Source organism: Noviherbaspirillum sp. (assembly GCF_035254865.1).
GTDB lineage: Bacteria > Pseudomonadota > Gammaproteobacteria > Burkholderiales > Burkholderiaceae_D > Noviherbaspirillum.
Window position 1 is genome coordinate 19,167 of sequence record NZ_DATFAF010000026.1, and the last position, 10,769, is coordinate 29,935.

Annotated in this window: 8 protein-coding genes; 1 reads left to right on the plus strand and 7 read right to left on the minus strand. The window is 61.2% G+C overall.

Features of this window, described 5'->3' with window-relative positions:
• The 6 genes from VJ651_RS07745 to VJ651_RS07770 all read right to left on the minus strand — a co-directional run bounded on the left by VJ651_RS07745 (nt 1) and on the right by VJ651_RS07770 (nt 7,588).
• Nucleotides 1-2,334, minus strand: a complete 2,334-nt coding sequence (locus VJ651_RS07745; protein ID WP_324106895.1) for a DUF4214 domain-containing protein — start codon at nt 2,332-2,334, stop codon at nt 1-3.
• A 235-nt stretch (nt 2,335-2,569) separates the two neighbouring features.
• Nucleotides 2,570-3,763 (minus strand): PLP-dependent aminotransferase family protein, encoded by a 1,194-nt coding sequence (locus VJ651_RS07750; RefSeq protein ID WP_324106896.1) that lies wholly within the window; start codon nt 3,761-3,763, stop codon nt 2,570-2,572.
• Between the two features lie 166 nt (nt 3,764-3,929).
• Nucleotides 3,930-5,153 (minus strand): pyridoxal-phosphate-dependent aminotransferase family protein, encoded by a 1,224-nt coding sequence (locus VJ651_RS07755; protein WP_324106897.1) that lies wholly within the window; start codon nt 5,151-5,153, stop codon nt 3,930-3,932.
• Nucleotides 5,154-5,195: 42 nt separating this feature from the next.
• Nucleotides 5,196-5,654 (minus strand): RidA family protein, encoded by a 459-nt coding sequence (locus VJ651_RS07760; protein ID WP_324106898.1) that lies wholly within the window; start codon nt 5,652-5,654, stop codon nt 5,196-5,198.
• Between the two features lie 59 nt (nt 5,655-5,713).
• Nucleotides 5,714-6,595, minus strand: a complete 882-nt coding sequence (locus VJ651_RS07765; protein ID WP_324106899.1) for a DMT family transporter — start codon at nt 6,593-6,595, stop codon at nt 5,714-5,716.
• Nucleotides 6,596-6,610: 15 nt separating this feature from the next.
• On the minus strand, nt 6,611-7,588 hold the full coding sequence (locus VJ651_RS07770; RefSeq protein ID WP_324106900.1) for a threonine dehydratase: 978 nt from the start codon (nt 7,586-7,588) through the stop codon (nt 6,611-6,613).
• Between the two features lie 102 nt (nt 7,589-7,690).
• On the opposite strand from VJ651_RS07770, the gene VJ651_RS07775 reads away from it, so the two are divergent.
• Nucleotides 7,691-9,178 (plus strand): PLP-dependent aminotransferase family protein, encoded by a 1,488-nt coding sequence (locus tag VJ651_RS07775; RefSeq protein WP_324106901.1) that lies wholly within the window; start codon nt 7,691-7,693, stop codon nt 9,176-9,178.
• Nucleotides 9,179-9,320: 142 nt separating this feature from the next.
• Here VJ651_RS07775 and VJ651_RS07780 read toward each other — a convergent pair whose 3' ends face one another.
• Nucleotides 9,321-10,760 carry an efflux transporter outer membrane subunit gene (locus tag VJ651_RS07780; RefSeq protein ID WP_324106902.1) on the minus strand — a complete coding sequence of 480 codons (1,440 nt, stop codon included), beginning with the start codon at nt 10,758-10,760 and terminating at the stop codon, nt 9,321-9,323.
• Nucleotides 10,761-10,769: the final 9 nt, after the last annotated feature.

Here is a 10,769-nt window from a genome sequence, read left to right on the forward strand (position 1 = left end):
TCAGGCATACGGTATGTATTCGATACCGTTCTGGATCACCCCGATCACCTGTGCCTTGTTTTCCACACTCTCGCTGAAATCGACCAGCACGCGTATCGGCGATGCCAATCCGCTGTCCAGCACATTCAGCCACCAGGCAAACCCCTCCGCATCAGGCGCGCGGTGCAGCACGTTTTCGTAGTAGTGTGTCAGGATTTGACTGTTTGAAGGCGAAACGCCGTACAGCGTCTTGAACTCGTCGGAGTTGTAGAAACCGGACGCCGCATTCATCAACGAATAGCCGACATCCAGGCTGTTGATCCAGAACCCGAGTCCGGTCAGATCCGGTGTCCGATCGAATGCCGCCTGATAGAGCCGGTAAACCATGCCGGCGTTGCCGTCGGTATCAAAGGCATATGCGGCGTCGCTGAAAATGAGACGCTCGACGCTGGTCAGCGTGTCGTTAACCTGCGAGCCGGCGTTGTCGACAACGGCAAGTCCCTTGGCCGTCCTGGAAACCGTGTAATTGCTGCTGAGCCCGGGAAGGATGACTTTATCAATCCCCAGCCCCCCGTCGACAATGTCATTTCCCCCGTAAGAGTTGATGCGGTCATTGCCGTCGTTGCCGTACAGGATGTCATCTCCGCCGGTACCGTCGATGATGTCATTCGACGCAGTGCCGGCGTAGCTCAGGCCGATGCTGGGATCGGAATTCAAGCTGAGCGACGTGTTGGTGAACTGGATTGTTTCGACGTTGAGCAAGGAGTCGCTGCCTTCCCCGCCGACACGATCCACCGCGGTGAATCCGGTCGTGGTCCTGGCGACGGTGAAGTTGGCTCGCACTCCGTTGTAAATGGCTGTATCGCTGCCCGCGCCGCCATCCAGAATGTCGTTGCCGCCAGCGCCCGTCATACTGTCATTGCCATTGCCCCCCCATAGGTGATTGGCGACGGCGTTTCCGGTGATGGAGTCATTCCCGCTGCCGCCCTTGGCATCTTCAATGACGCTGCCGAAATTCACGGTGATCTGGCCTGCAGAGGAGATCAGCGAGGATTTTTCGCCGATATACCCCCAGTAGCCCGGCTCCAGATACAAGGTGATGGCCTGCGAAATGGCCGAACCATCGATGGTGTCGCTGCCGCCGCCATCCCAGATCATGTTGGTGCTACCGGTCTGGAGCGTGTAGACATTGTTTGTCGCGACAGCTGTGCTCGGACCGTACAGATACTGCAGCGCGGCGATATCAAACGGGGAATAACGCAGATGGTAATCCTGCGGCCGGTCCGAATAGCTCATCACCGACCATTGCGTGCTTTCCTCCGCTGCGGGCAGATACGGCCCTTCGCCAACACTGCCATCCGCGGAGAGATGCGAGAAGGTGTGCTTCAGGCCGAGTGCATGTCCGAGCTCGTGGATCAAGGTCAGGGCGGCATATTGTCCATCCTGCGGCGTCAGGTTTCCCGGTGTGGTGTTGTCCAGGAACAGATCGCTGCCTATCGCCTCGTCGTATGGGAAGTACGCGTAGCCGGAGGAAGAACTTTGGTTGTTATTTGCAAAGACGATGGTATTCAGGGCACCGGCATCCGTCGTCTCGACAAAATGCAGATCGACGACCGTCGATATGTAGGCCAATGCCTGCCGTGCGAATGTCTTTTGCTGCTCGTTGAAGGGCGTGAAACCGTTTTGATCCTCCGCGCTGAATTGCGACGGGATCGACGTCGGAAAGCAGTAGTAAAAGGTCTTGCCGCCTTCCAGCAAGGGCTGGTATCCGGGCGCATCGCCAGGCAGCAAGTCATCGATCCAGTATGGCAGGCGCTGCACGCCGTTGGCCCAGGACCAGTTCTCCACGTCGGGATTGGTCTTGTAGAAATCGACATAAATCACGCCACTGTCGGTGCCGCCGCTGTCATACAGACTCGTATGCCGGTCGCGAATGAGGTAAGTATCATTGCCGGATCCGCCGGCCAGATAATCGTTTCCCTGGCCGCCGTCCAGCGTGTCGTTCCCGGCGCCGCCTTGAAGGTAATCGTCACCACTGCCGCCCTGCAGCGTGTCGTCGCCGCCGGCGCCATACAGCGCATCGTTGCCGTCGCCCCCAACCAGTGTTCCGCTCGCCGTGCCTGTGAATACGAGCGTGTCATCTCCGGCATCACCATACAGGATATTGACGCCCCCGCTGTCGTACAGGCGATCGTTGCCGAAACCGCCATACAAGCTGTCGTTTCCGGCACCGCCGTCGAGCGTGTCATTTCCCTCGAATCCGTAAAGCACATCGCTGCCGTCGAGGCCGGACAGTTGGTCGTCACTTGCGGTTCCGACGAGCGTGTCGGAAGAATTGGTACCGTAGATATTCATTTCACACTTGTTTCATCGAAGGCTTGCAGGACGAGCGTCCAAGGCGGGAAAGCACTGCAGAGGATCGAGGAGCGGCCCTGTTTTGCCGCAGGACGATGGCGCTCGCTGCCGAGCATGTCCTGTTGATGTTACTACGATGAAAGAAAGCGCCGCAATAGCTCCAGATGCCTTGCGGCATCGGAGCTTCGCAAATGTTGTTTTCTAAGAGGAAGGAAAGCGACGATCGATCGCGAATTTACACTTTCGCAGCAATCAATTTGCCAAGCCGCGCCACGCCTTCGCGAATTTTTTCCGGCGGCACGGTGACGAAGCTCAGTCGCAGGGTATTGGCTTGCGGCGCATTGGCATAGAACGGTGCGCCGGGTACGAACGCGACATGCTCCGCAATCGCTTCGTCCAGTAGCTTCATGCTGTCGATGTGCTTGGGCAGCGTGACCCAGATGAACATGCCGCCTTCCGGCTTGGTCCATGTCACCGACGAGGGGAAGAACTCCGCCAGCGCAGCCAGCATGGCGTCGCACTGATCCGAATACAACTTGCGTATCGTGGGAATGTGGTCGGTGAGGAATCCATCCTTCACAACTTCATGCACCACCATCTGCGTCAGCTGCGCGGTGTGCAGGTCGGCCGCCTGCTTGGCCTGCTCCAGCTTGCGGATCAAGGGCACCGGCGCCACCACATAGCCGAGACGGATACCGGGGGTCAGCACCTTGGAGAAGGAGCCCATGTAGATCACACCATCGGGATTCATCGTCACCATCTTCGGCAGCGGTTCGCCGCGATAGCAGAGCGCGCCGTAGGGATCGTCTTCGATCAAGGGCAGGCCGAGCCGCGCGCAGGTTTCAACGAGTGCAAGTCGGCGATCGACCGAGAGCGTGCGGCCGGTCGGGTTCTGGAAATTCGGCAATGCATACAACAGGCGCGCGCCCTGCCCGACGCTCGCCACCTGGTCCGGCAAGAGCCCGTGATCGTCGGTCGCGACCGAGACAAATTGGGGGCGATACAAGGAGAATGCCTGCAGCGCGCCCAGATAGCTCGGCGTCTCGACCAGCAGCTTGCTGCCTTCGTCGACCAGCACCTTGGCCAGCAGGTCGAGGCCTTGCTGTGAACCCGACACCATCAACACCTGTTCCGGGACGATCTTCGCGCCATTCACCGACAGGGAATGGGCAATCCATTCACGCAAGGGAGCATAGCCGTCCGTCGGACCATACTGCAGTGCGACCTTGCCCTCTTTCGACAATACCGTGTCGAATGCCGCGCGCATGCGCTCTACCGGGAAAGTCGCCGGGGACGGCAGTCCGCCCGCGAAGGAGATGATTTCCGGCCGCACGGTGACCTTGAGGATCTCGCGGATGGCCGAGCTTTGCAGTTGTTGTGCGCGCTCGGAGAATTGCCACTGGATGGGTGTCGGATTTTCCATTTTCATTGCTTGTCTCACTTTGTTGATGGCGGCATGTGCGGTGTATTGCGGATGGCGGTACACATCACATTGGCCTTGTTTTCAGGTTCGCTTGTGGCGACCTGCCGAAAAACGGCATCGGATACATGCCGTAAAAATACCGGATTGTAACGGCGTCCCGCGATCACGGGTTCTAGATTTGTGCGTCCGCGCCTCGTACGAAAAATTTTTCCGACAGGCCTTTCTCGAGTTCGGCAATGCCCGACGGCAGGTCGAGCACCGCGCCCGCATATTGCATGCTCGATCCCAGCGCGTGCAGCGTCCTGAACAGATTGTGCGCGCGGCTCTGTTCGCCCATTTGCCCGATGCGCACGATGTTCAATCCGAAGGAGCCGGAAATTTCCACGCGATGCACGCGCGACATATGGGTTCTGACCGCGTCCGCCGACACGCCGTCGGGAATCGTGATGCCGACCACCGAATTCAGGCGCACGGGCTCCGGCACCAGCAGTTTCAGGCCCATGGCTTCGATGCCGCGTTGCAGGGCCTTGGAACAGAGTTCGTGACGGCGGAAACGGCGCGTCAGCGTTTCATCGCAAACCAGGCGCAGCGCCTCGTGCAGCGCGAGGATCCCGGATACCGGCGCGGTGTAGTGATACGACTTCTGGTTCCAGAATTTGTCGGCCAGCAGTGCATCGAGGCACCAGTGCGTAATCGGCTTCTCGCGCGCCTCGATGCGCTTCCATGCATTTTCCGAAAACGCGAGCAGGGAAACGCCGGGGATCGATGACAGGCCCTTCTGCCCGCCGGTGATCACCGCGTCCACCTTCCAGCGGTCCATCTCGAGCGGCATGGTGCTCAAGGTGCACACCGCATCGACGATCACCATGCAGCCGTACGAGTTGGCGAGGCGCGCAATGGCTTCCAGATGACGGTTGAAGACGGTGTTGGAGGTCTCGCCCTGCACGATCGTGAGTGTCTGGTAATCGCCCTGCTTCAGGTGCTGCTCGATGATGTCCGGCTGGGCGGCTTCATTGTCAGGCACGGTCACGACGGTGACTTCCGCGCCGACGCGTGTTGCCATCTCGGCCATGCGACGGCTGAAATAGCCATTACAGATGGCCAGCACCTTGCTGCCCGGCGCGACCAGATTGCAGATCGCCATTTCCATGGCCGCCGAGCCGGGGCCGGCGACGCCGAGCACATGTGAAGATGCGGTCTGGAAAACGTAACGGCCCATTTCCTTCACCTGCTCGATCACCTTGTTCATCGTCTCGCCAAGATGATTGATGACGATGGAATTGGCGTAGGCGACCTTGTGCGGAATGGGCACCGGTCCGGCGCCCATCATCAGCAAGGGTTCTTCGGGAAGGATGTGGTCGAGCGAGGCGACTGAGGGCGGATGATAGGTTTCCATGGAGCGGGCCGGTCAATAAAGGGGCGATGTGCTTGTTGCGGTTCAGGCGACTTCTGCGATCAGCTCGATTTCGACGCACGCGCCGAGCGGAATCTGCGCGACGCCGAAGGCGGAACGCGCATGCCTGCCCTGCTCGCCGAATACTTCGCCGAACAGCTCGGACGCGCCGTTGGTGACCAGGTGCTGCTCCGTGAAATCAGCCGTCGAGTTCACCAGGCTCATGACCTTGACGATGCGCTTGACGCGATTGAGGTCGCCACCGCAGGCCGCCTGCAGGGTCGCGATCAGATCGACGGCGACGGACCGTGCGGCCTGCTTGCCTTCGTCGGTGTTCATGTTCTTGCCGAGCTGGCCGACCCAGGGCTTGCCGTCTTTCTTTGCGATATGACCGGAAATGAATATCGTGTTGCCGGTTTGCACATACATCACATAGGCAGCCGCAGGTGAAGCGACAGCCGGCAGATCGATGTTGAGGGCTTTGAGTTTTTCGTAGACTGACAAGATGCGCTCCAGGAATAAGTGTGGCTGGCGCCGGTTACAGGCGTAAAAAGATGATGATTTTACCTCTTGATCGTCATGCGGCGTCCAACGGCGACGACTGCGACCACGGCGATGGCGAACAAGACGGTATTTGCATCCATCTTCTCGCCGAGAATGAGTGCCGCGCCAATCAGTGTCAGGAAAGGTTGCAGCAATTGCACCTGCCCGACCCGCGCAATCCCGCCCAGCGCCAAACCTTTATACCAAAAGAAGAACCCAATAAACATCGAAAAAAGGGAAACATAACCGAATCCTATCCAGGCTTTCGGCGATGCATCGATGCCGTAACGCCAGCCGAGCCAGACTGTGACCGGCAACAGAATCGGCATGGAAAGCAGCAATGCCCAGGAAATCACCTGCTGTCCGCCCATGGTTTGCGACAGGCGGCCACCTTCGGCATATCCCATCGCTGCCGCGACCACCGCGCCGAACAGGGCGAAATCGGCGGCATGTAATGTTCCCCCGCCTTGCCACAATGCAAAGGCAATCACGAGGGCGCTGCCCGCAATCGCTGCAATCCAGAATCCGACGGACGGCCTCTCACCGAAACGCAATGCGCCGAACAAGGCGGTTGCCAGGGGCAAGACGCCAATCACGATCGCGCCGTGCGAAGCCGGCACGTAACGCATCGCAATCGACGAGAGCACGGGAAAACCGACCACCACGCCCAGCGAAATGACGGCAAGCGCACGCAGTTGACTGCGCGTCGGACGCGGCGCGCCCAGCCACCAGAGCAGCAAGCCCGAACCGATTGCCGCCACGACCGCGCGGCCGAGCGCTACCAGCACGGGATTCAGTTCCGCCACCGCCATCCGGGTGAACGGCAAGGTGAGACTGAAAATCGCGACACCGATGGTGCCGAGCCACATGCCGCGGCTTTCCTGCCTGATGACTGCACTCATGCATCGATCTCCATCTCAGGAAAAGGAATCAGCTGACAGGATACGTGCAAACTGGTCATGGTCCACATTGCCGCCGCACAGCGGCACGCCGATCCTGCGTCTGCGCAGGCGATCCGTCATCTGCATGGCTGCGGCCAGCGGTGCGGCGCCGGCGCCTTCGGCGACATTGTGCGTGGCGATGTAGTACAGCCGCATTGCCGCGGCTACTTCATCGTCGGTCACGGCAACGACGTCGTCGGCGTACTTCATGATGATGGCGAGCGACTCTTCGTCCGGGACACGGCAGGCCATGCCGTCGGCGATCACCGCCGTCACCGGCGATTCGATCTTGCGTTTCTGCTCGAAGGACAATTTGTAGGCAAGCGCATGCGCCGACACCACGCCGATGATCCGGGTGCCGAGTCCCAATGCGTTGCGCGCGGCAATTGCGGCGCAGATGCCGGAGCCCTGGCCGATCGGCACGAAGATCGTGTCGAGTTCCGGTTGCGCGCTCAGGAATTCCATCCAGTAGCTTGCGACGCCGCTCACGAGGTCATGGTGGAATGAGGGAATCATGTGCAGTTGCTGCTCGTCGGCGAGCCGCGCCGCATGCTCGCGACTCTCCTGGAACTCGCTCCCGTGTTCGACCAGGTTCACACCGAGCGCGCGCATGGCGGCATTCTTTTCCTTGCTGTTCCCATGCGGAACGACAATCGTCGCCTGCAGCCCTTGACGGCGTACCGCAAAGCCGACCGACTGACCATGGTTGCCGCGCGTGGCGGAAATCACGCCCTTGACCTGCGGAGCACGCCTGGCAAGTTCGTGCATGTACACTAGTCCGCCGCGCACCTTGAAGGCGCCGGTCGGCGTGTGGTTTTCATGCTTGACCCAGACCTCGGTGCCAAGCGCTTCGCGCAGCAGCGGCCAGGCATATTGCGGCGTGGGCGGCATCGCGCGATAGACGATTTGCGCGGCGGCTTCAAGCGCGTTCCGGTCGGGAAGTTGATGTGTCATGGTCGAGGTTGCGGTTTGTTTGTGGTTGAACTATCCTAATCGACATTACCGATACAGTACCAGTACAGTTAATCAAATAAATTTGATCACTGTCACGGCAAAATGACCAATACAGCCCGCTCTCGTAAAGCTCCCGCCGAACTCAGTCTCGCGGCGCCGCAAGTGCTGTCGCGCCAGGCGGGGGAATCGCTGGTCGATCAGATCGTGCGCTCCGTCGAATCGCGCGTCGATGACAAACTGTTGCGCAGCGGCGCACGCATGCCCTCGATCCGGCAATTCGCGGAGACCCACGGGGTGTCGCGCTTTACGGTGGTCGAAGCCTATGACCGCCTGGTAGCGAAGGGCTATCTGGAGTCGCGGCGGGGCTCGGGTTTTTATGTGCGGGAGCGCTCCCCGATGGCGGTCGCGGGCAACAGTCCGCGCGCGATCGACGCGCTGCCGCAACAGCTGGACGTGGTCTGGCTGGTGCGCAACATGTTTCGCCAGCATCCGCCCGAGAAGATGCCGGGCTCCGGCCTGCTGCCGAGCGACTGGCTGGACGGCGAGCTGATTGCCAACGGGCTGCGCGCGATCAGCCGGCAACACCAGAACCTGCTGCTGCAGTATGGCAATCCGCAAGGCTTTCTGCCGCTGCGCCAGCAATTGCAGCTGAAGCTGGCAGAACTGGAAATCGCCGCGATGCCGGACCAGATTGTCACGACCTCCGGCATCACGCAGGGGCTGGATCTGATTGCGCGCCACTTCACCCAGCCGGGCGACACCATCCTGGTGGACGATCCGGCGTGGTTCCTGATGTTCGGCTCGTTCGCCACGCTGGGCGCCAAGGTGGTCGGCGTACCGCGCCTGCCGGACGGGCCCGGCATCGCGAAGCTGGCCGAACTGGTGGCGGCGCACAAGCCGAAGCTGTATGTGATCAACTCGGTGCTGCACAATCCGACATCGACTTCGCTGTCGGCGGCAAAAGCCTTCCAGATCCTGAAGATCGCCGAGCAGCATGACGTCACCATCGTGGAAGACGATATCTATTGCGATCTGCACCCAGGCAGCGCGGTCCAGCCCGCAACCCGCATCGCGGCACTCGACCAGTTGAACCGCGTGATCTACCTCGGCGGTTTTTCCAAGACGCTCGCGGCCAATTTACGCGTCGGCTTCATCGCCACCTCCGAGGAAATGGCCAAGCGCCTGTCCGACCGCAAGATGCTCACGACGCTGACCACTTCCGACCTGGGTGAGCGCATCGTGTACAAGATCCTGTCCGAGGGCCACTATCGCAAGCACGTCGATCGCCTGCGCGGCAAGCTCGACGCAGTGCGCGACAAGACCATCAAGCAATTGGAGCGCGTCGGCATCAAGGTCGACATCACGGCGCCGGCGGGAATGTTCGTCTGGGCTGATGCCGGCTGCGACACCAATGTGCTGGCCGAGAAGGCGTTGCAGGAAGGTTACCTGCTCGCGCCCGGCAGCCTGTTCTCACCGAGCCAGCTGCCCTCCACGCGCATGCGGATCAATGTCGCGAACATGGCGCAGGGCGGCGTGCTGCGCATCCTTGAACGGCATATCGATGAAATGACCAGTAGTTCATCCAGATGAAATCAAAGGATGTCGCCGGAAGCCTGTTGATGTCCACGGAAAACACGGAAGACACGGAAATCCACAATGAATTTTCCGTGTCTTCCGTGTTTTCCGTGGACAAGCCCTTTTAATCCTCGACTTTATCTAGACCTTCTGAACATCATGGCTCCGCGTGCCATCCGCCGCCCAGTGCCTGGATCAGCGCGATGGCAGCCGTCTGCCGGTCCGCCTGTGCCTGCACCAGCGCGCGCCGCGAACTCAGGGCAGTCGCCTGCACACTGACCACCTCCGAAAACGACACCTGTCCCGCGCGATAGCGATTCAGCATCAGTCGTTCCGCCTCGTCCGCGGCCTGCGATGCCTGCCGCCGCAAGTCCTGCTGACGCGCCAGCACCTGTGCTGCAGAGAGCTGGTTCTCCACATCCTGGAACGCGACAAGCACCGTCTGCCGGTAGCGTGCAGCGGCCTCTTCCTGCGCGGCTTGCGCACCCGCGACGCGCGCGCCGGTCGCGCCGGCGTTGAACAAGGTCTGGGCGGCGGACAATCCGAGCGACCAGGCCGTGGTGCTCGCGCTGAACAGGTCCGCGACGCGGCTGCCGGCCGAGCCGTAGGAAGCGTTCAGTCCGATATTCGGGAAGTAGGCGGCCCGCGCAATGCCGATCTGTTCGTTGGCTGCCGCGACGCGCCGTTCGGCGGCCGCAATGTCGGGCCGGCGTTGCAGCAGCGTGGACGGCACACCGGCCGGAACCTGCGGCACGACGGCCGACCATGCGGCTGGCGCGAGCGCAAAATCGGCCGGTGCCTTGCCGAGCAGGACGGCAATGGCATGCTCCAGCGTCGCACGCTGTCGCGCGACGCCGGCTTCATCGGCCTGCGCATTGGCGAGCTGCGTTTCTGCCTGCAGCACATCCGTCTTGGTGGCGACGCCGGCAGCATAGCGATTGCGCGCGATCTGCAATGCACGCTCATAGCCGGCGATCGTGTCGCGCAACAAGGCTCCCTGCGTATCGGCCAGGCGCAGTGAAAAATAGTTCGCCGCCAATTCCCCCTGTGCTGACAGCTTGGCGGACGCGAGATCGGCGGCGCTGGCCTGCGCGCTTGCGCTGGCGCTGTTCGCTGCTCCGCGCAAGCGGCCCCAGACGTCGGGCTCCCAGCTTGCACCGATACTTACTTGCACATTGTTGCCGCTGCGGCTGCTGGCCGTGCGCGCGCTGGACGATGTGCTCGAGGTGCCGCCGCTTCCGGAGCGTGTCGCGCCGGCGTCCAGCGAAACAACCGGGAACAAGGCTGCGCGCTGCTGCTGCACCAACGCACGCGCCTGCGCATACGCAGCGGTGGCAGCGGCGATGTTCTGGTTCGACACCTCGACTGCCGATTCCAGCTCGTTGAGCACCGGATCATTGAACAAGGTCCACCACGTGCCGCGATCGAGCGCGTCGGACGGCGTGGCGGCGACCCAGCCCTGCGCTTCCTTGAACGCTGCGGGAGCCGGAGTGGCCGGACGTTCATACACAGGGCTGAGCGCGCAGCCGCCAAGCAGGAGTGGCAACAGGCCCAGGCAAAGCGTGCGGCGGCGCGAGGACGGAAAAGAAGATGGCATGGTCGATCA